The sequence below is a fragment of the Knoellia locipacati genome (genome assembly GCF_044791685.1).
Taxonomy (GTDB): Bacteria; Actinomycetota; Actinomycetes; order Actinomycetales; family Dermatophilaceae; genus Knoellia; species Knoellia locipacati_A.
In genome coordinates, this window is the sequence record NZ_CP087730.1 from 2,641,489 (window position 1) to 2,664,204 (window position 22,716).

General features: G+C 69.5%; 25 protein-coding genes. 21 read left to right on the forward strand and 4 right to left on the reverse strand.

The features are described from left to right. The first annotated feature begins 3 nt into the window (after window positions 1-3). From rplR to map, 8 genes are all read left to right on the forward strand, one after another. Window positions 4-378 carry a 50S ribosomal protein L18 gene (gene rplR / locus LL946_RS12315; RefSeq protein WP_404381033.1) on the forward strand — a complete coding sequence of 125 codons (375 nt, stop codon included), beginning with the start codon at window positions 4-6 and terminating at the stop codon, window positions 376-378. A 43-nt stretch (window positions 379-421) separates the two neighbouring features. After that, a complete protein-coding gene (gene rpsE, locus LL946_RS12320; protein ID WP_404381035.1) occupies window positions 422-1,105 on the forward strand; it encodes a 30S ribosomal protein S5 in 684 nt (227 codons plus the stop codon). Next, complete coding sequence (gene rpmD / locus LL946_RS12325) at window positions 1,105-1,287, forward strand: 50S ribosomal protein L30 (protein ID WP_035931789.1); 183 nt, start codon at window positions 1,105-1,107, stop codon at window positions 1,285-1,287. The genes rpsE and rpmD overlap by 1 nt, the downstream gene beginning before the upstream one ends. Before the next feature lie 2 nt (window positions 1,288-1,289). Further along, the gene (gene rplO, locus LL946_RS12330) at window positions 1,290-1,781 is read left to right on the forward strand and encodes a 50S ribosomal protein L15 (protein WP_404381037.1); all 492 of its coding nucleotides are present in this window, start codon (window positions 1,290-1,292) and stop codon (window positions 1,779-1,781) included. Window positions 1,782-1,966: 185 nt separating this feature from the next. Further along, window positions 1,967-3,283: a preprotein translocase subunit SecY gene (gene secY, locus LL946_RS12335; RefSeq protein WP_404381039.1), complete on the forward strand. Its 1,317-nt coding sequence runs from the start codon at window positions 1,967-1,969 to the stop codon at window positions 3,281-3,283. After that, a complete protein-coding gene (locus LL946_RS12340; protein ID WP_404381041.1) occupies window positions 3,283-3,858 on the forward strand; it encodes an adenylate kinase in 576 nt (191 codons plus the stop codon). Before secY ends, LL946_RS12340 begins: the two co-directional genes overlap by 1 nt. Before the next feature lie 214 nt (window positions 3,859-4,072). Beyond that, window positions 4,073-4,612: an NADPH-dependent FMN reductase gene (locus tag LL946_RS12345; RefSeq protein ID WP_404381043.1), complete on the forward strand. Its 540-nt coding sequence runs from the start codon at window positions 4,073-4,075 to the stop codon at window positions 4,610-4,612. A gap of 82 nt (window positions 4,613-4,694) precedes the next feature. After that, the gene (map, locus tag LL946_RS12350; RefSeq protein WP_404381045.1) at window positions 4,695-5,543 is read left to right on the forward strand and encodes a type I methionyl aminopeptidase; all 849 of its coding nucleotides are present in this window, start codon (window positions 4,695-4,697) and stop codon (window positions 5,541-5,543) included. Between the two features lie 37 nt (window positions 5,544-5,580). Here the strand turns inward: map and LL946_RS12355 are convergent, their stop codons facing one another. Both LL946_RS12355 and LL946_RS12360 read right to left on the reverse strand, forming a co-directional pair. Next, window positions 5,581-6,147: a dihydrofolate reductase family protein gene (locus tag LL946_RS12355; protein ID WP_404381047.1), complete on the reverse strand. Its 567-nt coding sequence runs from the start codon at window positions 6,145-6,147 to the stop codon at window positions 5,581-5,583. Then, on the reverse strand, window positions 6,147-6,803 hold the full coding sequence (locus tag LL946_RS12360; RefSeq protein ID WP_404381049.1) for a dihydrofolate reductase family protein: 657 nt from the start codon (window positions 6,801-6,803) through the stop codon (window positions 6,147-6,149). The genes LL946_RS12355 and LL946_RS12360 overlap by 1 nt, the downstream gene beginning before the upstream one ends. Window positions 6,804-6,899: 96 nt before the next feature. Between LL946_RS12360 and LL946_RS12365 the strand changes: the two genes are divergently transcribed. From LL946_RS12365 to meaB, 4 genes are all read left to right on the forward strand, one after another. Then, window positions 6,900-7,385: a winged helix-turn-helix transcriptional regulator gene (locus tag LL946_RS12365; protein WP_404381051.1), complete on the forward strand. Its 486-nt coding sequence runs from the start codon at window positions 6,900-6,902 to the stop codon at window positions 7,383-7,385. A 117-nt stretch (window positions 7,386-7,502) separates the two neighbouring features. Then, complete coding sequence (locus LL946_RS12370; protein ID WP_404381053.1) at window positions 7,503-9,218, forward strand: methylmalonyl-CoA mutase subunit beta; 1,716 nt, start codon at window positions 7,503-7,505, stop codon at window positions 9,216-9,218. Further along, window positions 9,215-11,431, forward strand: a complete 2,217-nt coding sequence (gene scpA / locus LL946_RS12375; RefSeq protein ID WP_404381055.1) for a methylmalonyl-CoA mutase — start codon at window positions 9,215-9,217, stop codon at window positions 11,429-11,431. The genes LL946_RS12370 and scpA overlap by 4 nt, the downstream gene beginning before the upstream one ends. After that, window positions 11,428-12,405, forward strand: a complete 978-nt coding sequence (gene meaB, locus LL946_RS12380; RefSeq protein WP_404381057.1) for a methylmalonyl Co-A mutase-associated GTPase MeaB — start codon at window positions 11,428-11,430, stop codon at window positions 12,403-12,405. Before scpA ends, meaB begins: the two co-directional genes overlap by 4 nt. A gap of 36 nt (window positions 12,406-12,441) precedes the next feature. Here the strand turns inward: meaB and LL946_RS12385 are convergent, their stop codons facing one another. Next, on the reverse strand, window positions 12,442-13,689 hold the full coding sequence (locus tag LL946_RS12385) for a lysostaphin resistance A-like protein (RefSeq protein ID WP_404381059.1): 1,248 nt from the start codon (window positions 13,687-13,689) through the stop codon (window positions 12,442-12,444). Window positions 13,690-13,911: 222 nt separating this feature from the next. On the opposite strand from LL946_RS12385, the gene infA reads away from it, so the two are divergent. From infA to LL946_RS12430, 9 genes are all read left to right on the forward strand, one after another. Beyond that, the gene (gene infA, locus LL946_RS12390; protein ID WP_006946284.1) at window positions 13,912-14,133 is read left to right on the forward strand and encodes a translation initiation factor IF-1; all 222 of its coding nucleotides are present in this window, start codon (window positions 13,912-13,914) and stop codon (window positions 14,131-14,133) included. Between the two features lie 105 nt (window positions 14,134-14,238). Further along, on the forward strand, window positions 14,239-14,352 hold the full coding sequence (gene rpmJ / locus LL946_RS12395; RefSeq protein ID WP_009775928.1) for a 50S ribosomal protein L36: 114 nt from the start codon (window positions 14,239-14,241) through the stop codon (window positions 14,350-14,352). A gap of 236 nt (window positions 14,353-14,588) precedes the next feature. Further along, on the forward strand, window positions 14,589-14,966 hold the full coding sequence (rpsM, locus tag LL946_RS12400; RefSeq protein WP_147064793.1) for a 30S ribosomal protein S13: 378 nt from the start codon (window positions 14,589-14,591) through the stop codon (window positions 14,964-14,966). After that, a complete protein-coding gene (gene rpsK, locus LL946_RS12405; RefSeq protein WP_404381062.1) occupies window positions 14,966-15,370 on the forward strand; it encodes a 30S ribosomal protein S11 in 405 nt (134 codons plus the stop codon). The genes rpsM and rpsK overlap by 1 nt, the downstream gene beginning before the upstream one ends. A gap of 32 nt (window positions 15,371-15,402) precedes the next feature. Beyond that, window positions 15,403-16,011 (forward strand): 30S ribosomal protein S4, encoded by a 609-nt coding sequence (rpsD, locus tag LL946_RS12410; protein WP_147064797.1) that lies wholly within the window; start codon window positions 15,403-15,405, stop codon window positions 16,009-16,011. Between the two features lie 212 nt (window positions 16,012-16,223). Then, window positions 16,224-17,264: a DNA-directed RNA polymerase subunit alpha gene (locus tag LL946_RS12415; RefSeq protein WP_404381064.1), complete on the forward strand. Its 1,041-nt coding sequence runs from the start codon at window positions 16,224-16,226 to the stop codon at window positions 17,262-17,264. Between the two features lie 29 nt (window positions 17,265-17,293). Then, window positions 17,294-18,007 carry a 50S ribosomal protein L17 gene (rplQ, locus tag LL946_RS12420; RefSeq protein WP_404381066.1) on the forward strand — a complete coding sequence of 238 codons (714 nt, stop codon included), beginning with the start codon at window positions 17,294-17,296 and terminating at the stop codon, window positions 18,005-18,007. Window positions 18,008-18,354: 347 nt separating this feature from the next. Next, window positions 18,355-19,068 (forward strand): HAD family hydrolase, encoded by a 714-nt coding sequence (locus LL946_RS12425; RefSeq protein WP_404381068.1) that lies wholly within the window; start codon window positions 18,355-18,357, stop codon window positions 19,066-19,068. Further along, on the forward strand, window positions 19,065-21,620 hold the full coding sequence (locus LL946_RS12430) for a glycoside hydrolase family 65 protein (RefSeq protein WP_404381070.1): 2,556 nt from the start codon (window positions 19,065-19,067) through the stop codon (window positions 21,618-21,620). Before LL946_RS12425 ends, LL946_RS12430 begins: the two co-directional genes overlap by 4 nt. A gap of 55 nt (window positions 21,621-21,675) precedes the next feature. Here LL946_RS12430 and LL946_RS12435 read toward each other — a convergent pair whose 3' ends face one another. Beyond that, on the reverse strand, window positions 21,676-22,554 hold the full coding sequence (locus LL946_RS12435) for an alpha/beta fold hydrolase (RefSeq protein WP_404381072.1): 879 nt from the start codon (window positions 22,552-22,554) through the stop codon (window positions 21,676-21,678). Window positions 22,555-22,716 lie beyond the last annotated feature (162 nt).

Here is a 22,716-nt window from a genome sequence, read left to right on the forward strand (position 1 = left end):
GCCATGGCAATGATCATCAAGCGTGCCAAGGGCAAGGTCGCCGCGCGCGGCCGTCGCCACGTCCGTCTCCGCAAGCACGTTGCGGGCACGGCGGCTCGTCCCCGCCTCGTCGTCTCGCGCTCCTCGCGTCACGTCTTCGTCCAGGTCGTCGACGACACCGTCGGCAAGACCGTCGCGTCGGCGTCGACCATGGAGGCCGACGTCCGCTCGTTCGAGGGCGACAAGACGGCCAAGGCCAAGAAGGTCGGCGAGCTCGTCGCCGAGCGCGCCAAGGCAGCCGGTGTCGAGGCCGTCGTGTTCGACCGTGGTGGCAACAAGTACCACGGTCGTGTCGCGGCCATCGCCGACGGCGCCCGCGAGGGTGGGCTGTCCCTGTGACCCACATGCTTTCCCACACCAGTGTTGAAATGAGGAACATCTGATGCCAGGACCCCAGCGTCGAGGCACCGGTCCCGCGTCCGACAACCGTGGCGGCGACAACCGCAGCGACAACCGCGGCGGCGGCGACCGTCGCGGTGGCCGCGGCGACGACCGTCGTGGCGGTGGCCGCGAGGCCGAGAAGAGCGCCTACCTCGAGCGCGTCGTGACCATCAACCGTGTCTCCAAGGTCGTCAAGGGTGGTCGTCGCTTCAGCTTCACCGCTCTCGTCGTCGTCGGTGACGGTGACGGCACCGTGGGCGTCGGCTACGGCAAGGCCAAGGAAGTTCCCGCCGCGATCGCCAAGGGTGTCGAGGAGGCCAAGAAGGAGTTCTTCAAGGTCCCGCGCATCCAGGGCACCATCCCGCACCCCGTGCAGGGTGAGGCCGCTGCCGGTGTCGTCATGCTCCGTCCCGCCAGCCCCGGTACCGGTGTCATCGCCGGTGGCCCGGTGCGTGCGGTGCTCGAGTGCGCCGGCATCCACGACGTGCTGTCCAAGAGCCTCGGCTCGAGCAACGCGATCAACATCGTGCACGCGACCGTTCAGGCCCTCAAGGACCTCGAGCGTCCGGAGTCCGTGGCTGCGCGCCGCGGCCTCCCCGTCGACCAGGTTGCCCCCGCGGCGATGCTGCGTGCCCAGGCTGCCGGTATCGCCGAGTCCCGCGACGCTGCCAAGGCAGGTGCGTGATGGCTCGACTCAAGGTGACCCAGACCCGTTCGGAGATCGGCGGCAAGCAGAACCAGCGCGACACCCTGCGCAGCCTCGGTCTCAAGCGCATTGGCGACGTCGTCGTCAAGGAGGACCGTCCCGAGATCCGCGGGATGGTCAAGACGGTGACGCACCTCGTTGCCGTCGAGGAGGTTGAGTGATCATGGCTGACAAGAAGGCCACCACCGAGAGCGCGGCCCCCGCGTCCGCTCTCAAGGTCCACCACCTGCGTCCCGCCCCCGGTGCCAAGACCGCCAAGACCCGTGTCGGTCGTGGTGAGGGCTCCAAGGGCAAGACCGCCGGTCGCGGTACCAAGGGCTCCAAGGCCCGCTACCAGGTTCCGGAGCGCTTCGAGGGTGGCTCGACCCCCCTGCACATGCGTCTCCCGAAGCTGCGCGGCTTCAAGAACCCGTTCAAGACCGAGTACCAGGTCGTGAACCTCGACAAGCTCGCGTCGCTCTACCCCGAGGGTGGCGACGTGACGATCGAGGACCTCGTGTCCAAGGGCGCCGTCCGCGGCGGCCAGCTCGTCAAGGTGCTCGGCACCGGCGAGATCTCGGTTGCCGTCAACGTCACGGCCGACAAGTTCTCGGCGACCGCCAAGGAGAAGATCGAGGCCGCTGGCGGCTCGACCACCCTGGGCGAGTCTGCCTGAAGCTGAACCGTATGGTTCGTATGCCGCAGGGCGAGGTTCCGGAGGCTCCCTTCGGAACTCGCCTTGCGGCATACGTCGTTTGACCCCCTGTGAGGACCGCGGTCGCTGACCGCTGTGCGCACCGGGTTATCTTTGTTCGTCGATTGCCACACTGATGCGGCTACAGCCGCCCACCTGGAGGACCTGTGCTCACCGCCTTCGGCCGCGCGTTCAAGACGCCCGACCTGCGCAGGAAGATCCTGTTCACCCTCGCGGTCATCGCGATCTACCGGCTCGGCGCCCACGTGCCGACGCCCGGAGTGAGCTACTCGCTCATCCAGGCGTGCCAAGAGGGTGCAGGCGACGCCAACGACCTTCTGGGTCTCGCGAACCTGTTCAGCGGTGGAGCCCTGCTCCAGCTGTCCATCTTCGCGCTCGGGATCATGCCCTACATCACCGCGAGCATCATCATCCAGCTGCTCACGGTCGTCATCCCGAAGTTCGAGGCCCTCAAGAAGGAGGGTCAGGCCGGTCAGTCGAAGATGACGCAGTACACGCGCTACCTCACGATCGCGCTGGCCGTGCTCCAGTCGGCCACCTTCATCACCTTCGCGCAGAACCCCTCGCAGCTCTTCGCGAACCCGGCCTGTACCAACATCCTCACCGACGACTCGACGGTCACGATCCTCATCATGGTGCTCACCATGACCGCCGGCACCGGCATGGTCATGTGGCTCGGTGAGCTCGTCACCGACAAGGGTGTCGGCAACGGCATGTCGATCCTCATCTTCACCTCGATCGCCGCGACCTTCCCCGGTGCCCTCTGGGCCATCCAGCAGCGCGAGGGCCGCTGGGACATCTTCCTGGGGATCATCCTCATGGGGTTCGTCATCATCGCGCTCGTCGTCTACGTCGAGCAGAGCCAGCGCCGCATCCCGGTCCAGTACGCCAAGCGTATGGTCGGCCGCCGCGTCTACGGCGGCACGTCGACCTACATCCCGCTCAAGGTCAACATGGCCGGCGTCATCCCGGTCATCTTCGCCAGCTCGCTGCTCGCGCTGCCGACGCTGCTCGCCCAGTTCAACCGCAAGGCCGACGGCTCCAGCCCCGGCTGGGTGCAGTGGATCGACGCGAACTTCGCCGGCGGCGACACCTGGGAGTACGCCCTCACGTACGTCCTGCTCATCCTGTTCTTCACGTTCTTCTACGTGTCGATCACGTTCAACCCCACCGAGGTCGCCGACAACATGAAGAAGTACGGCGGCTTCATCCCGGGTATCCGTGCCGGGCGACCCACGGCGGAGTACCTGCAGTACGTCCTCACCCGCATCACCGTCCCGGGTGCGATCTATCTCGCGCTGATCTCGATCATCCCGCTCATCGCCCTCGTCCTCGTCGGCGCCAACCAGAACTTCCCGTTCGGTGGCACCTCGATCCTCATCATCGTGGGCGTCGGTCTCGAGACCGTGAAGCAGATCGAGTCCCAGCTGCAGCAGCGTCACTACGAAGGGTTCCTCAAGTAATGACATCGACGGGCAGGCGCCTCATCATCCTCGGTCCCCCCGGCGCGGGCAAGGGCACGCAGGCCGCTCGGATCGCCGAGCACTTCGGGATCCCCGCGATCTCCACGGGCGACATCTTCCGCGCCAACATCAAGAACGGCACCGAGCTCGGCAAGCAGGTCCAGGAGATCACCGCCTCCGGCGGCTACGTCTCCGACGACATCACCAACGCCATCGTCGAGGACCGCCTCAACGAGGACGACGCCCGTGAGGGCTTCCTCCTCGACGGCTACCCGCGCACCACCGGTCAGGTCACCGCACTCGACTGGATGCTCGGCAAGCACGACCACGGGCTCGACAAGGTCCTCGCCCTCACCGTCGACGAGGACGCCGTCGTGTCCCGGCTGCTCAAGCGGGCCGAGATCGAGGGCCGTGCGGACGACACCGAAGAGGTCATCCGCGAGCGACAGGCGATCTACCGCCGCGAGACCGCTCCGCTCGTCGAGCTCTACGCCGAGCGCCACCTCCTCGTCGAGGTCGACGGCCTCGGCGACGTGGACGAGGTCACTGAGCGGATCATCTCCGCCCTGAGCTGACCGCTCGCGCCACCCGCAGCGCAACCCCTGAGATGGCCCCGGCACCTGGTGTCGGGGCCATCTCACGTCGTCGGGGCCGTGTCCGCGCCCGACGACGCAGGGTCGCCCCGACGAACCAGGGGGATCGGTGGGGCCGGCAGATCCCGAGGGGCTGGATGGGAATGGGTGGACGGCACACCCTGTTGGTTGAAATGTGAATCAACTGAGCATCATCGTGTCCAGCACCCGCCCCGGCCGCATCGGCGACAAGGTCACCCAGTGGGTGAGCGAGCAGGCCGCCCCCGAGCAGTGGCAGGTCAAGGTCCTCGACCTCGCCGAAATCGACCTGCCCTTCTTCGACGAGGAGGACATGCCGAAGAACGGCAACTACGCGAAGCCGCACACCCAGGCGTGGGCGAGCAGCGTCTTCGAGTCCGACGCCATCGTCGTGGTGACGCCGCAGTACAACCGCAGCTTCCCGGCCCCGGTCAAGAACGCCGTGGACTACCTCTTCGCCGAGTGGCACGGCAAGCCGATCGGCATCGTCGGCTACGGCTGGACGGGCGCCGCTGACGCCCGCGCCGACCTCGGCAAGGTCCTCAGCCACGTGCAGGCCGACGTCGTGGGCGACCTCGGGCTGAGCTTCCCCGAGCAGCTCACGGTCGACGGCTCCGTCGTCGACGCCGGCTCCGAGGCCACCGACGAGCTGCGCCGCCTCCTCGACGCCCTGCACGCCAAGGTCCTCGACCTCGACGAGGTCCCGGCGCAGTCCTGACCGACACCCGCTGTCGCCGACCGCCCGGCCGCCCGCTCCCGCGATTCGGGGGTGCGGGCGGCCGGGCGGTAGCGTGCCGCCCATGGGACTGTTCGGACGTGAGCGCATCGAGGCCAAGACGCATGAGCAGGTGGTGCTCATGCGCGCTGCCGGCCTCCTCGTCGGTCAGACCCTCGAGCTCGTGCGCTCGTCCGTCCGCCCGGGCATGACGACCAAGGAGCTCGACGCCCTCGCCGAGGCCCACATCCGCGACGGTGGCGGCACCCCGAGCTTCCTGGGCTACCACGGCTTCACCGGCACCCTGTGCACGTCGGTCAACGAGGAGGTCGTGCACGGCATCCCCGGCTCGCGCGTCCTCGAGGAGGGCGACCTGCTCTCGATCGACTGCGGAGCGATCGTCCAGGGCTGGCACGGCGACGCGGCCATCTCCGTCATCGTCGGCGGCCGTGGAGCCGCGCGCCCCGAGGACCTCGAGCTCATCGACGACACCGAGGCCTCCATGTGGGCCGGGATCGCTGCCCTCCATGTCGGAACATCCCTGTATGCCGTCGGCGCGGCCGTCGAGGACAGCCTCACCGAGGCGGGGGAGCGACGTGGTCGTGAGTACGGCATCGTCGAGGACTACGTCGGCCACGGCATCGGTACGTCGATGCACATGGACCCCCAGGTCCCGAACTACCGCGTGAGCGGCAAGGGCCCGACGGTGGTCGACGCGACGACGGTCGCCATCGAGCCGATGGTCGTGCTCGGTGACGAGGCCAACCGCGTCCTCGAGGACGACTGGACCGTCGTCACCAACGACCGGTCGCGCGCTGCCCACTGGGAGAACACCGTCGCCGCCACCGCGCAGGGACTCTGGGTCCTCACCGAGGTCGACGGCGGCGAGGCCCGGCTGCGCGAGCTCGGCGCGACCTACGCCCCACTGGCCTGACACGCTCTCCCGTGGGGGCGAGGCACTCGGTCCCGCGTCAGCCCTTCAGGACGTCGTAGACGAGCGCGACCGCACCGCCGCCGAACGTGCGCTGCTCACGCAGCGTCAACCCGGTCGTGTAGCCCTCGGGCAGCCAGGGGAGGCCGCCGCCGGCGACGTGCGGCATGACGTAGGCCGTGACCTCGTCGACGAGTCCCGCCCTGAGGGCGTGGGCGGCCAGGGTGGGTCCGCCGATGCTCACGTCGGTCGGGCTCTCCCGGACGAGGGTCGCCAGCCGGTCGAGGTCGAGAGTCGGCCAGAGCTCGGTGCGAGGCTCGGCAGGCGGCTCGAGCGTCGTCGAGACGACGACCTTGTCGGTCTGCCGCCACTGGGCGGCGAACTCCCGGTGCACGGGCGCGGCAGGCTCGTCGTCCGCCGGTGAGTCCTGCCACCACCGCATCGTCTCCCACATCCCGCGGCCGTAGACGACCGTGCCCACGTCGCGTTCCTGCTCGTTGACGAAGCCATGGAGGTCGTCGTCGGGGGTGGCCCAGTGGAAGGACCCTGAGGCGTCGCGGGCATAGCCGTCGAGCGAGACGAGCATCCCGTAGCGCAGTCGTCCCATCACGCCCCCTTGCGCTGGAAGAGCAGGTGGGTGACGCCCGACGTGGGTGAGTGAACGGTCTCGATGTCGAAGTCGGCCTCGACCCCCTCGAGGCCTTCCCAGAGGGAGACGCCCCGTCCGAGGACGATCGGCACCACTGCCACGTGCAGGAGGTCGACCAGCCCGGCGGCGAGGAACTGCCGCACGGTGGTCGGCCCTCCACCGATGCGCACGTCGAGGCCGCCTGCGGCGTCGCGGGCCTGAGCCAGCACCTGCTCGGGCGTCCCGTCGACGAAGTGGAACGTCGTGCCGCCCTCCATCTCCATCGGTTCGCGCGGGTGGTGGGTGAGCACGAAGACGGGCGTGTGGAAGGGCGGGTCCTCACCCCACCAGCCGCGCCAGTCGTCGGTCCACTCGCCGGGGTACGGCCAGAACTTCCGTCGCCCCATGATCTCCGCGCCGACGCTTCCGTCCCAGCCCGACGAGACGAGGGCGTCATCGACGCCCCGTCGGGCAGGGGCGTCGTCGCCGTGGACCTGGTGACCGAGACGGGTCGCGCTGAACCACTCCATGAGCCGGTGCCCGGCGTGACCGAAGGGCGCCTCGAGCGACTGACCCTCCCCGGTGGCGTAGCCGTCGAGCGAGACGCTGAACTGGGTGACCCGGACGAGTGACATGACATCTCCTGGAGGGTGGGCGAGTGATTGCGATGGGCAACCACTCGTCACGGTAGAGTAGAGTGATTGCACTTGGCAAGCACTCTGAGGAGATCGATGCGCAGCGAACCACGGTCCGGCTGCCCGATCAACGCCGCGGTCGAGGCTCTCGGGGACCCGTGGAGCCTCATCGTGCTGCGCGACGTCATGTTCGGCGACCGGCGCTACTTCCGCGAACTGCTCGCAGGCTCCGAGGAAGGCATCGCCAGCAACGTGCTCTCGTCCCGGCTGAAGTCGCTCGTCGCCGCCGGGCTGCTGACCCGCGACGACGCCACCCGGGGCCAGCGAGCGCGCTACACCCTGACCGAGGTCGGCATCCAGACCCTGCCCGTCCTCGTCGCCCTCGGCACCTGGGGTCGGGCCCACCGCGACACCAGCCCGCAGCTGACGATCCGGCAGCAGCTCATGGAGGAGGGTGGTCCCTCGATGGTGGCCGAGCTCATGGACGAGCTGCGGGCCCACCACCTCGGGACGCCGCCGCCCGCGCGCCACGGCCCGCTCGCGAGCGAGCGGCTGCGGGCGGCATACGAGCGCCTTTCCTGACCGTTGGTGTGCCCTAACTCTCGTCGGAGGGGGGACCTCCCGCGGGTAGGGTGACGAGAGGTTCGCAGACCTCGAACGCAGGTGCGGACCGCACGGACCAGCCAAGAGGAGCGGTGGATGACGGTGGCCCCGAAGCGGCCCGCGGCGATGACGCTGGCGGCACACTTCCCGGAGCGCACGCAGGCGCAGTGGCGCGACCTCGCCGCGGCCGTGGTCAACAAGGGGCGGCCGGAGGACCAGCACCTCAGCGCCGACGAGGCCGTCGCATCGATGCGCAGCCACCTCGCCGGAGGGCTCGAGGTGGAGCCGCTCTACACGCGACCGGACGGCCCCTCGGCCCTGGGCGTGCCCGGTGCGATGCCGTTCACCCGCGGGCGGGCACTGCGAGACACCGACGTGCCGTGGGACGTGCGCCAGGTCCATGACGACCCGGACGTGGCGACCACCCGCAAGGCCGTGCTCGGCGACCTCGAGAACGGCGTGACGTCGGTCTGGCTCCACGTGGGTGCCGACGGCCTCGCACCGGGGGATGTCGCGGAGGCGCTCGCTGACGTGCGGCTCGACCTCGCCCCCGTGGTCGTCTCCTCGTGGGACGACCAGCCTGCGGCCGCCGACGCCCTGTATGCCGTCCTGTCCGGCGCCGCTGCCAGTTCCGGCAACCTCGGCCACGACCCGTTGGGGGCGGCCGCAAGGACCGCTACGGCACCCGACCTCTCACCCCTCGCACCCGCGGTCCGTCGGCTCGCCGACCACGGCGAGGTGCGGGCGATCACCGTCGACACCCGCGTCCACGCCGACGCGGGTGCCACCGTCCCGGACGAGATCGGCTTCGCGCTGGCCACCGGCGTGGCCTACCTGCGCCACCTCGAGTCCGAGGGCGTCGACGTCACGGAGGCCTTCCGCCACATCGAGTTCAGGGTGAGCGCGAGCGCCGACCAGTTCCTCACTGCTGCCGCCCTCCGCGCCCTGCGCCGGGCCTGGGCGCGGGTCGGCGAGAGCGTCGGCGTCCCCGAGAGGTCCCGCGGCGCGTTCACGCATGCGGTGACGTCCGGTCGGATGTTCACCCGCGACGACGCCTGGACCAACATCCTGCGGAGCACCCTCGCGACCTTCGGTGCGAGCCTCGGTGGGGCGGACGCCATCACCGTGCTGCCGTTCGACACGGTGTCCGGCCTGCCCACGCCGTTCTCGCGGCGGGTCGCCCGCAACACCCAGATCCTGCTCGCCGAGGAGTCCAACGTCGCCCGGGTGACCGACCCTGCTGGTGGGGCGTGGGCCGTCGAGGCCCTCACCGACGAGGTCGCGGCCTCCGCGTGGTCGGCGTTCCAAGAAATCGAGCGCGCCGGCGGAATGACGTCGGCGCTTGCGAACGCCGCTGTCGCACAGCGCATCTCGACCGCAGTGGCCGAGCGTGACGCCGCCGTGGCCACCCGCCGACAGCCCATCACCGGCGTGAGCACCTTCCCGCTGGCGGGGGAGAAACCGCTCGAACGCACGTCGCGCCACGAGCTCGTGGTGCAGCCCAACGCCCTTGTCCCGCAGCGGGACTCGGGCGTCTTCGAAGCGCTCCGGGACCGCTCGGCGGCATACGCGGAGAAGCACGGTCACGCGCCGCGCGTCGCCGTGCCGACCCTCGACATCCCGCGCGCGGCCGACCGTCGCATCGATGCGGTCAACCTGCTCACGGTGGCAGGCCTGCAGGCCGTCGAGCCCGGTGCCGAGTCCGAGGCGAAGCTCGGCGCGACGGACAGGGGTTACGACGGTGTCGCCACGGACATGGACGTGGTCGCCTTCCTCTCCGCACTGCTCGACGAGACGGGAGCCCCCGCATGAGCACCATCCCCGACTTCAGCCAGGTCGACCTCGGTGACGGCCGCCCGGCCCCTGGTGCCGAGGTGCCCGATCTCGACCTCGACAGCCAGGTCTGGACCACGCCGGAGCAGATCGAGGTGCCCCCGCTCTACACCGAGGCCGACCTCGAGGGCCTCGACTTCCTCGAGACGATCCCGGGTGCGCCGCCGTACCTGCGCGGGCCCTACCCGACGATGTACGTCAACCAGCCGTGGACGATCCGCCAGTACGCCGGCTTCTCGACGGCCGAGGAGTCCAACGCGTTCTACCGGCGCAACCTTGCCGCGGGGCAGAAGGGGCTGAGTGTCGCGTTCGACCTCGCGACCCACCGCGGCTACGACAGCGACCACCCGCGCGTCGAGGGCGACGTGGGCATGGCCGGTGTTGCGATCGACTCGATCTACGACATGCGCACGCTCTTCGACGGGATCCCGCTCGACCAGATGTCGGTGTCGATGACGATGAACGGTGCGGTCATCCCGATCCTCGCGCTCTTCGTCGTCGCGGCCGAGGAGCAGGGGGTCGCGCCGGAGCAGCTCTCAGGGACCATCCAGAACGACATCCTCAAGGAGTTCATGGTCCGCAACACCTACATCTACCCGCCCGAGCCGTCGATGCGGATCATCAGCGACATCTTCGCGTTCACGTCCGAGAAGATGCCGCGCTTCAACTCGATCTCGATCTCCGGCTACCACATGCAGGAGGCCGGGGCCACGCAGGACCTCGAGCTCGCCTACACGCTCGCCGACGGGGTCGAGTACCTCCGCGCCGGCAAGGCGGTGGGGCTCGACGTCGACCGGTTCGCGCCCCGTCTCAGCTTCTTCTGGGCCATCGGCATGAACTTCTTCATGGAGGTCGCCAAGATGCGGGCGGCGCGCCTGCTCTGGGCGCGCCTCGTCGAGGAGCAGGGCGCCAAGAACGCCAAGTCGCTCAGCCTGCGCACGCATTGCCAGACCAGTGGCTGGTCCCTCACCGCCCAGGACGTCTTCAACAACGTCGTCCGCACCTGCATCGAGGCGATGGCGGCGACACAGGGCCACACCCAGAGCCTGCACACCAACGCCCTCGACGAGGCGATCGCGCTGCCGACCGACTTCAGCGCCCGCATCGCGCGCAACACCCAGCTCGTCATCCAGCAGGAGTCAGGCACGACCCGCACCATCGACCCGTGGGCCGGTTCGGCCTACGTCGAGCGGCTCACGCACGACCTCGCCGAGCGGGCCTGGGCCCACATCGAGGAGGTCGAGGCAGCCGGCGGCATGGCCAAGGCGATCGAGGCGGGCATCCCCAAGATGCGCATCGAGGAGGCGGCGGCCCGGACCCAGGCGCGGATCGACTCGGGCCAGCAGCCGGTCATCGGGGTCAACCGCTACGTGCCGGACATCGACGAGCCCATCGAGGTCCTCAAGGTCGACAACGCCGCCGTCCGCGCCAGCCAGATGGCCAAGCTCGAGCGCCTGCGCGCCGAGCGCGACGAGAACGAGTGCCGTGAGGCCCTCGCCCGGCTGACGGCGGCCGCGACGTCCGGCTCCGACGGCTCGCTCGAGACGAACCTCCTCGCCCTCGCCATCGACGCCGCACGCGCCAAGGCCACCGTCGGCGAGATGTCACAGGCGATGGAGGAGGCCTTCGGCCGCTACACCGCGCAGATCCGTACGATCGGTGGCGTGTACTCCGAAGAGGCCGGCTCCGACGCCACCGTGCGCCGGGCCCAGGACCTCGTCGAGGAGTTCGAGGAGGCCGAGGGTCGGCGCCCCCGCATCCTCGTCGCCAAGATGGGCCAGGACGGTCACGACCGCGGCCAGAAGGTCATCGCGACGGCCTTCGCGGACCTCGGCTTCGACGTCGACGTGGGCCCGCTCTTCCAGACCCCGGGTGAGGTGGCGCGCCAGGCGGTCGAGTCCGACGTCCACGTCGTCGGTGTCTCGTCGCTCGCGGCCGGACACCTCACGCTCGTGCCCGCACTCCGCAAGGAGCTCGACGCACTCGGCCGCGACGACCTCATGATCGTCGTCGGCGGGGTCATCCCCACCCAGGACTTCGACGACCTGCGCGCTGCGGGCGCCGACGCGATCTACCCGCCCGGGACCGTCATCGCCACGGCCGCCATCGACCTCATCGGAGACCTGCGCTCGCGGCTGCACGGCGAGGGTTCGGGCTCGGGGGTCTCGGCCGACGCCACGGGTGGCGCGTGACCGACGAGCTGTTCGACGGCATCCGCGCGGGTGACCGCGCCGCCGTCGCGCGCGCCATCACCCTGGTCGAGTCGAGCAGAGCCGACCACCGCGAGCGGGCACGTGCGCTCCTCGTCGAGCTCACGGCATACACGGGTTCTGCGGTCCGCGTCGGGATCTCCGGGGTGCCCGGGGCAGGGAAGTCGACCTTCATCAACGCGATGGGGTGCCGCCTCATCGACTCCGGGCACAAGGTGGCTGTCGTCGCCGTCGACCCGAGCTCGCGTCGCACCGGCGGCTCGATCCTCGGTGACCGCACCCGAATGGGCGAGCTCAGCGCGAGCGACCACGCGTTCGTGCGACCGAGCCCGAGCGGGCGCCACCTCGGGGGAGTTGCGCGCGCGACCCGCGAGTCGATGCTCGTGCTCGAGGCGGCCGGCTTCGACGTCGTCATCGTCGAGACGGTCGGCGTCGGGCAGAACGAGATCGCCGTCTCCGAGATGGTCGACACCTTCCTCCTGCTCACGCTGGCCAGGGCCGGCGACCAGCTCCAGGGCATCAAGCGCGGCATCCTCGAGCTCGCCGACGTCATCGCGGTCAACAAGGCCGACGGCGACGGCGAGCTGCCGGCCAGGGCCGCTGCCAAGGACCTCACCGCCGCGATGCGGCTCATGCTCCCGGGCGCCGACGTGCGACGACCGCCGGTGCTCACCTGCTCGGCCCAGACGGGGGTGGGCCTCGATGAGGTCTGGGCGGCCGTGCTCGAGCACCGCGCTCACCTTGCATCCGAGGGCTCGCTCGAGGTCCGACGGGCCCAGCAGCAGCAGGACTGGATGTGGGCCCTCGTCGACGCGCACCTCGAGGACGCGGTGCGCTCCGCACCCGCGGTCCGGGCGCAGCGGGCACAGGTCGAGGCGGCGGTGCGTTCGGGCCAGCTCAGCGCCGTGGACGGCGCGGCACGGATCCTCGACGCCTTCGGCCACTCCACCGACTGACTGCCCTGCCTCCTCCTGAGGCAGTCAGCTGGAGTGTCAGCCGGCCGCGGGAGTGCGCCACCCGCCGGGTGCGACGCCGCGCCGACGCGCGAGCCACAGCAGCACCGCCGTGACCACGACGGTTGCCCCGACGTTCATGGCCGCTGACACGGGCGAGCCCTCGGACGCCCCGTCGACGTAGGACTCCTCGAGCCCGCCGAGCAGGATCCCCGTGACCATGATGAGCACGTTGTTGACGACGTGCAGCACGATGACCGGCTCGAGCCCTCCGGTGCGCCACGCCAGCCAGCAGCCGGCGACGGCCAACGACCCGAGCTCGATGACGATCCACGGGTCAGCCGAGCCGTGGGCCGCGGCGAACAGGACGGTCGAGAGGACCGTGGTCACCACGAGCGCCACGACCGGTGACCGGAACCACGCCCCCACGCCCTGGACCAGCCCGCCGCGGAAGGCGATCTCCTCGCCGGCCGCCTGCAGGGGCGTGGTGAGGAGGGTGATGACGAGCAGCGCGACCCAGTGCTCGGGCCGCTCGAGCATCTCCTGGTCGAAGACGAACCACGTCACGACGAGGTAGGCCGCCCACAGCGGCGTCACGACGAGCAGGCACCACCCCAGCCAGCCCCACCGCAGACGCCCTGCGACCGAGAGCACCCGCCACGGGCTGCGCCGGAAGCCGACCCACACCCCGACCAAGGTTGCGGGGACGAGACCGGCGAGCAGGAGGTTCAGGGTGACCGACGCCCACGGGTTGACCGGGTTGAGCATCTCCTCCTCCGACTCGACGAGGAAGAGGGCGGGGATCGAGACCGCCGCCGCGACCATGAGCCAGACCACCGTGGCGACGGCGAGCGCGACGAGCGGGCGCCACCAGCGGAAGCGAGGTCCGCGCATCTGGTGCACGTAGCTGCGCGGCTCGCGCTCGGCGGCCTCGAGAGCCGCGGCCTCCGCGGCTCGCTGCTCACGGTGGATCCGGTATGCCGCCCGCGCCCGTGCCTGCCCGACGAACCCGGCGGGGGGTTCGGTGGGGGAGACGACGACAGGGGTGCCACCGCCCTGGGCCTCCCATGCGGCGCGCCGGACGCCCTCGGCCTCGGGTGCCTGGGGCCAGCCCATGAACCAGACCCCGTCCCAGCCGTCGAGCCCCCGGCCCTCGAGCTCGGCCACCGTCATGGGCCACCACTCGAGGTCGGCCGCGGCCTCCCGTGAGAGCGCCCGGGCCCGGGCGAGCGACTGCTGGTCCTGCAGGTGGCCGGGGTCCCCCACGGCGGCGATGCGCACGGTCATGGCCCCAGTCTCACCGAGCGACCCGGGAGGGGAGCCCCCGCCCCGGGGCGGACGGCATACGACTGCGGTCCGGGGCCCGACGACGATTTCGTGCTCAGCGCGGGCTCCCGTAGGATGGAGCGTCGGTCTCGTGTGCTCACGCATGCGCGGCCACACTCCCATGGTTTCACTGGTGGCCTCCGTGCCGCACCCAGGGTGGGACCAGCAACGGATTGAGAGGGTATGGCCAAGAAGGACGGCGTCATCGAGATCGAGGGCACCATCGTTGAGGCGCTCCCCAACGCGATGTTCCGCGTGGAGCTCACCAACGGTCACAAGGTGCTCGCGCACATCTCGGGCAAGATGCGCCAGCACTACATCCGGATCCTCCCCGAGGACCGCGTGGTGGTGGAGCTCAGCCCCTACGACCTGACCCGAGGCCGCATCGTCTTCCGCTACCGCTGACCGGGTTCGCCCGCAGCAGCAGCACGCACCACCAGCACCACCCAGAGAGCACAACCCGTCGTGGCCACCGTCGCGTCGGGACGATCGACAAAGACAGCAGAGGCAATGAAGGTTCAGCCGAGCGTCAAGAAGATCTGTGACAAGTGCAAGGTGATCCGCCGCAACGGTCGGGTCATGGTCATCTGCGAGAACCCGCGCCACAAGCAGCGCCAGGGCTGACCAGAGACCATCGCCGGCCCCGGCCGGAACCTGCACGAGGCACGGCTTCGAGCACACGCACAAATCCATGATGAGAAAGCAGCGCCCGACCCCCTTGTCCGTCACCTGTTGAGGTGAGCGAGGGACGTCACCCTCGGCCCGGAGGCCGAGGACCGGGAGCCACGGACACCGTGGACGACATCCCGGACCGGCGTTGCACCAGACCTCCGGAAACACAGAACAGGAACCATCACACGATGGCACGTCTCCAAGGAGTCGATCTCCCGCGCGAGAAGCGCGTCGAGATCGCACTGACCTACATCTTCGGTGTGGGCCGCTCCAGCTCGCAGAAGGCTCTCGCCGCCACCGGCGTCGACGCCAACACCCGCGTCAAGGACCTCACCGACGCCGACCTCGTCGCCCTGCGCGACTGGATCGACGAGAACCTCAAGGTCGAGGGTGACCTCCGCCGTGAGGTCCAGGCCGACATCCGCCGCAAGGTCGAGATCGGCTCGTACGAGGGTCGTCGTCACCGCTCGGGCCTGCCCGTTCGCGGTCAGCGGACCAAGACCAACGCGCGCACCCGCAAGGGTCCGAAGCGCACCGTCGCCGGCAAGAAGAAGGTTGGTAAGTAATGCCTCCCAAGGGCCGTTTGACCGGCGCCAAGAAGGTGCGCCGCAAGGAGAAGAAGAACATCGCCGTGGGCCAGGCCCACATCAAGTCGACGTTCAACAACACGATCATCTCGATCACCGACCCCACCGGTGCCGTCATCGCCTGGGCCTCGGCCGGCCAGGTCGGCTTCAAGGGCTCGCGCAAGTCCACCCCGTTCGCCGCGCAGACCGCCGCTGAGGCCGCTGCCCGTCGCGCCATGGACCACGGCATGCGCAAGGTCGACGTCTTCGTCAAGGGTCCCGGCTCCGGCCGCGAGACCGCGATCCGCTCGCTGACCGCTGCCGGTCTCGAGGTCGGTTCGATCCAGGACGTCACGCCCTCGCCGCACAACGGTGTCCGCCCGCCCAAGCGCCGCCGCGTCTGAGCGCCTGAGAAGACGGAAAGAGAAACCAGAACATGGCTCGTTACACCGGCCCCATCACGAAGAAGTCGCGTCGCCTCAAGGTCGACCTCGTCGGCGGCGACAAGAACTTCGACCTGCGCCCCTTCCCGCCCGGCCAGCACGGCCGTCGCCGGATGCAGGAGAAGGAGTACCTCACCCAGCTGCAGGAGAAGCAGAAGGCCCGCTTCACCTACGGCGTCATGGAGAAGCAGTTCCGCCGCTACTACAAGGAAGCGGCGAACCGCCCCGGCAAGACCGGTGAGAACATCCTGACGATCCTCGAGTCGCGACTCGACAACGTCATCTACCGCGCGGGCCTCGCCCGCACCCGTCGTGCCGCGCGTCAGCTCGTCACGCACGGTCACTTCGAGGTCAACGGCAAGCGCGTGGACGTTCCGTCCTACCGCGTCGAGCAGTACGACATCATCACCGTCCGCAAGCAGTCGACGGAGAAGCTGCCGATCCAGCTCGCGCGTGAGACCTTCGGCGACCGCCCCACCCCGGCCTGGATCCAGGTCGTCCCGGGCTCGCTGCAGATCCTCATCCACTCGCTCCCGGTTCGGGCGCAGATCGACTCGATCCTCACCGAGCAGCTCATTGTCGAGTTCTACTCGAAGAACTGATCAAGACCGACATATTGCCCGTTCCGGCCGGCGAGCTCCGGCGAGCTGGCCGGAACGGGCAATGAGTCGGGAACGGGCGTGCAGGACGTGCGCGCCCGGCATACGGAAATGCTTGTCAGGGCCACGTACCGAGGTGGCTCGGACAGCCGGTCTCGCACCCGGCAGTTTCACGAGGCGTCATATAGCGGTCGCCCGTGGGAAGGAAAATCACCGTGCTCATCGCACAGCGTCCACTCCTCTCCGAGGACGTCATCTCCGAGAACCGGAGCCGGTTCGTCATCGAGCCGCTGGAGCCTGGCTTCGGCTACACGCTCGGCAACAGCCTCCGTCGCACCCTGCTCTCGAGCATCCCCGGTGCCGCCGTGACGAGCATCCGCATCGACGGCGTGCTCCACGAGTTCTCCACGATCCCCGGGGTCAAGGAAGACGTCACCGAGATCATCCTCAACATCAAGGGTCTGGTCGTCTCCTCGGAGCACGACGAGCCGGTCGTCATGTACCTGCGCAAGCAGGGCGCCGGCGCCGTCACCGCTGCTGACATCGCGCCCCCGGCCGGCGTCGAGGTCATCAACCCCGACCTGCACATCGCGACGCTCAACGACAAGGGCAGCATCGAGATGGAGCTGACCGTCGAGCGCGGTCGCGGCTACGTCTCCGCCGCCCAGAACAAGTCCGGTGACCAGGAGATCGGCCGCATCCCGGTCGACTCCATCTACAGCCCGGTCCTCAACGTCACCTACAAGGTCGAGCTGACCCGAGTCGAGCAGCGCACCGACTTCAACAGCCTCGTCCTCGACGTCGAGACCAAGCAGGCCGTCACCCCGCGTGACGCGCTCGCCTCCGCCGGCAAGACCCTGGTCGAGCTCTTCGGCCTCGCCCGTGAGCTCAACGTCGAGGCCGAGGGCATCGACATGGGCCCGTCGCCGACGGACGCCGCGCTCGCTGCCGACCTCGCCCTCCCGATCGAGGACCTCGACCTCACGGTCCGTTCCTACAACTGCCTCAAGCGCGAGGGCATCCACACCGTGGGTGAGCTCGTCGGTCGCAGTGAGGCGGACCTGCTCGACATCCGCAACTTCGGTCAGAAGTCCATCGACGAGGTCAAGGCCAAGCTCCACGGCATGGGCCTGGCGCTCAAGGACAGCCCCGCCGGCTTCGACCCGAGCCAGATCGCTTCCTACGACGACGAGTTCAGCTTCTCCGACGCCGACGACGCAGAGGACGCGTCGTTCGCCGAGGACGAGCAGCTCTGACGCTGACTTAACCCCTAGGAGATAAAGACATGCCTACGCCCACCAAGGGTCCCCGTCTCGGAGGCGGCCCGGCTCACGAGCGGCTCATCCTGGCCAACCTCGTGACCTCGCTGTTCGAGCACGACTCGATCACGACGACGGAGTCGAAGGCCAAGCGCCTCCGTCCCCTCGCCGAGCGCCTCATCACGTTCGCCAAGCGCGGTGACCTCCACGCCCGTCGCCGGGTCATGACGGTCGTCCGTGACAAGGGCGTCGTGCATCGCCTCTTCGTCGAGGTCGCGCCCGACATGGCCGAGCGTCAGGGCGGCTACACCCGCATCACGAAGATCGGTCCCCGCAAGGGCGACAACGCCCCCATGGCGGTCATCGAGCTCGTCCGCGAGCCCGTCGCCAAGAAGGCCACCGTCAAGGAGGCCGAGGGCGCGACCAAGCGTGCCGCCAAGGAGTCCAAGGCCGCTGAGGCCGAGGCCCCCGTCACCGAGGCTCCGGCCGCAGCGGCGACCGAGGCTGCTGCCGCGGTCGAGCTGCCCCAGGGTGCCGTCGCCTCCAACGAGGACGGCTCCGCTCCCGAGGGCTACACGGTCAAGGGCAACGCCGACTCCGGCAAGTACCACGTCGAGGGTTCGCAGTGGTACGACCAGACCGAGGCCGAGTTCTGGTTCGCATCCGCTGACGACGCCAAGGCTGCCGGCTTCGAGCCGGCCGGTGGCGAGGCCAAGCAGGCCGAGGACGACAACGCCTGACTTGCCTGCCCACGAACGGGGCCGTTCACCTCTCGCCAGGTGGACGGCCCTTTCGTATGCCGTGTGTCTTTGGTTTTGCTTTCGGGTCGCGTCGCGCTGGGGTACCCGTTCGCCGCTGTCCCATCCGCCGTCCGCGCGCTGCGCGCACTCCCGGCTCCCGCCAGTCCCAGCCGGCGGCGAACGGGCACCCCATCGCTCCGTCGCTCCCGCACGCGCGGCTCGCGCTCCGTGCTCCCGCCAGGCCCGGCCGGCGGCGAATCGGCCTTCGACCGCTCCACAACTGTGCCCCACCCCTGCCTGACGTGCTGGTTCGTTGTCATGGGGTGGGGCTCCGTAGGGTGGCGGGTATGGACTGGGACCGGTATGACGCTGCGCTGTTCGACCTAGACGGGGTGCTGACGCCGACGGCGGAGGTGCACATGCGCGCCTGGGACGAGATGTTCAACGAGTACCTCAGGTCCAGGGGGGTTGCCGAGCCGTACACGGACCGGGACTACTTCGAGCACGTCGACGGGAGGCCGCGCTACGAAGGGGTCCGGGCGTTCCTGGACTCGCGCGGGATCGAGCTGCCCGAGGGGGACCCGTCCGACGGGCCCGACGCCGAGACGGTGAGCGGGCTCGGCAACCGCAAGAACGACGCCTTCAACAAGGTGTTGGCGCGTGACGGGGTGGAGGCGTATGCCGGCTCGCTGCGGCTGCTCGACGCGCTCGCCGAGCGGGGCACGAGGATGGCCGTCGTCTCCTCGTCGAAGAACGCCCCCGCCGTGCTCGAGGCAGCCGGGATCGCCGACCGTTTCCCGGTGGTCGTGTCCGGAGCGGTCGCGGCCGAGCTCGGCCTGGCGGGCAAGCCGTCGCCCGAGACCTTCCTGCACGCTGCCGAGCAGCTGGGGGTGAGCAAGGACCGTGCGGTCGTCCTCGAGGACGCGACGTCGGGGGTCAAGGCCGGCCGCGACGGTGACTTCGGGCTGGTCGTCGGGGTGGACCGGGGCGCCGGCGCCGACGGGCTGACCGCCGCCGGTGCGGACGTCGTCGTCCGGGACCTCGAGGAGCTGCTTCCGTGAGGCTCGACTTCGACGGCACCGACCCTCTCGACCGCGAGCGGTTCCCGGCCGACGAGTGGCGACTCGTCGAGACCTTCCCGAGCGATGACGACATCGGGATCACCGAGACGCTGTTCGCGATCGGCAACGGCTACCTCGGCATGCGCGGCAACCCGTCGGAGGGGAGGCCATCGGCGGCCCACGGCACCTTCGTCAACGGCTTCCATGAGACCTGGGACATCCACCACGCCGAGCAGGCCTACGGGTTCGCCCACACCGGCCAGACCATCGTCAACGCGCCCGACAGCAAGGTCATGAAGCTCTACGTCGACGACGAGCCCCTGCTGCTGTCGACGGCTGACCTCCTCGAGTACGAACGTTCCATCGACTTCCGAGACGGCATGCTGCGCCGACACCTCGTCTGGCGCACGCCCTCGGGCAAGATGGTCCAGGTCGACACGACGAGGATGATCTCGTTCACCGAGCGTCACCTCGCGATCATGACGATCGACGTGACGCTGCTCGGCGGCAGTGCCCCGGTCGTCATCTCCAGCCAGATCCTCAACCGGCAGGACGGCGCGGACGAGTACCAGGACCGCGAGGCCATGGCCGAGAAGATCGGATGGGACCCGCGAAAGGCGGGCGATTTCGCCTCACGCGTCCTCGAGCCGCAGGGCGACTGGCACAGCGACCGCCGGATGATCCTCGGCTACAAGTGTGCGCGGTCGGGCATGACGCTCGCCGTCGGCGCGGACCACTCCATCGAGACTGACAACGTCGTCGAGGAGCTCATCGACACCGAGCCCGACCTCGGCAAGAAGGTCTACCGCGTCGACGCCACCGAGGGCCACACGATCACGATCACCAAGGTCGTGGCCTACCACACCTCTCGCGGAGTCCCCGCCCGCGAGCTCTTCGACCGTTGCCGCCGCACCCTGGACCGAGTCCGCCGCGACGGTGTCGCGAGGGCTGTCGACCAGCAGCGCGACTGGATGCGGAAGTACTGGACCAACGCAGACGTCGAGGTCGAGGGCCACCCCGAGATCCAGCAGGCGGTCCGCTGGAACCTCTTCCAGATCGCCCAGGCGTCGGCGCGCGCCGATCAGCTCGGCGTGGCGGCCAAGGGCGTCACCGGCAGCGGCTACGAGGGCCACTGCTTCTGGGACACCGAGATCTACGTCGTCCCCTTCCTCGCCTACACCTTCCCGACCGCCGCCAAGAACCTCCTGCGCTTCCGGGTCAACCTCCTCGAGCACGCGCGCACCCGCGCCCGCGAGCTCGCGCAGCGCGGTGCGCTCTTCCCGTGGCGCACCATCAACGGCCTCGAGGCCTCCGCCTACTACGCGGCCGGGACGGCGCAGTACCACATCGACGCGGACGTGGCGTATGCCGTGGCGCGGTACACGGACGCCACCGGCGACCGGGACTTCCTCCGCCGCGACGGTGCCGAGATCCTCGTCGAGACGGCGCGCATGTGGGCCGACCTCGGGTTCTGGCGGGTCGACGGTGGCCGCACGTTCCACATCCACGGCGTGACGGGACCGGACGAGTACACGACGGTCGTCAACAACAACCTCTTCACCAACGTCATGGCGAGGTTCAACCTTGAGCGCGCGGCCGCGGTGGTGACCGACCTGCGCGAGAGCGACCCGACGGCATACGCGCGTCTGAAGTCCCGACTCAACCTGCAGGACGACGAGGTGGGGGAGTGGGAGGACTGCGCCGCCCACATGGCGGTGCCGTTCGACGAGGACCTCGGGATCCACCCGCAGGACGAGAACTTCCTCGACCGCGAGCTGTGGGACCTGTCGCGCACGCCTGTGGACAAGCGCCCCCTCCTGCTCAACTACCACCCGCTCGTCATCTACCGCTTCCAGGTGCTCAAGCAGGCCGACGTCGTGCTCGCGATGCTCCTGCAGGGTGACCGGTTCTCACTCGAGGAGAAGCGGCGCAACTTCGAGTACTACGACCCGATCACCACGGGCGACTCCTCGCTCAGCGCCGTCGTGCAGTCGATCATCGCTGCCGAGGTCGGGCACCACCACTGGGCGATGCACTACTTCCTCTCCGGCCTCTTCGTGGACCTGGCCGACCTGCACGGCAACACCGCGGACGGGGTCCATATCGCCTCCGCCGGTGGGGTGTGGAACGCGCTCGTCTACGGGTTCGCCGGGATGCGCGACCACGGCGAGGGGCTGACGTTCGACCCACGGCTGCCCATGGCGTGGCCTCGGCTGAGGTTCCCCCTCAGGGTGCACGGCACCCGAATCGTCGTCGAGCTCACTCAGGACGCCATGACCTTCACCCTCGTCGAGGGCGACCCGATCACGGTGAGCGTTCGGGGCGACGTGCACCCTGTGGGCGGCGACAGTCCGACGGTCGTCCCGCTTGACGGGCACGGACCGCGGCTCACCCACCTCGTGCCCCGCCAGCCGGCACCGGTTGTGCGCGCCGACGGCACGGTCATCACCGCCGGTGTGCCCAGCGACCCCGACACCCTTGCCGAAGAGGCTGCGGCACAGGCGAGCTCGGCCGCTCAGCTCGACTCGACGGTCCCGCCGGCACACCACTAGTTCCCGTCCGTGCGGTCGAGGAGCCCCTCCTCGACGAGGTGGCGCTGGTTAGCAGTCAGCGGCGCGCTGCCACTTGGGCTGCGAACTCGCGGACGGCGGTCACGGTCTCGGTGGGGGCGTCCCGGAAGACGGCATGCCTCGCCCCCTCGACCCGCAGCAGGCGGACGTCCGTCGCTGACAGGGCATCGACCATGTCCTCGACGACGTCGATCGTGCAGATGGGGTCATCACTCCCCGCGAGGACGAGGACGGGGCAGGTGACCCGGTCGAACAGGGACCACGGGTCGAGCTCGACCCCCGCCTGCTGGGCGCGGTTGAAGTGCAGGTTGACGTCGACGGTCATGGTCGACTGCCCCATGCTCGCGGCGAGCTCCTCGGCGAACCCCGGGCGCCAGCTGAACAGCGGCAGGCACACGCGGTCGAACTCCGCTGCCGACTCCTCGGTGAGCTCGTCGAAGTCGCGTCGAGCCACCTCGGCCACCTCGTCACCGCCGAGCCGGCGGAAGGTCTCGATGCTGGCCCCCACGTCGAGGCGTCCACCGGTGGTGTTGGCGAGGATCACCCCTCCGGGGTGCTCGGGGAACAGTCCGGCGTAGGCAGCGGCCACGAACCCGCCGAAGCTGATGCCCAGGACGATGGGCTTGACCAGGCCGAGAGCGTCGCAGAGGAGCTTGAGGTCGGTGGCCCACGTGCGCAGGTTCCACGTCTCGGGTCCTGCGTGGTCGGTGCGGCCATGGCCGCGCTGGTCGTAGTAGACGAGCTGGAGGTGGTCGGTCAGGTCGGCCAGGATCGTTCGCATGCTCACGTGGTCGATCCCGGGACCACCGTGCACCGTCACGACGGTGGGCCGCTCGGCCATGTGGCTGCCGTCGGCGACGAGGCCCGGGCCGGACACGTCGTAGTACACGCTGATGTCACCCAACGTCAGTCGCATCCCACGAGGCTAGGACTGCTCGAGCCGCTATGTCCCGAGTTCGGTGGTCACCGGAGCGGCACCGTGAGAGAGATGAAGAGCAGCCCCTGGACGAAGGAGGCCGCGCTGGTCGCGACGCGGGCGGGGCGCAGGTTCACCCGTGCAGCGTATGCCGTGCGCTCG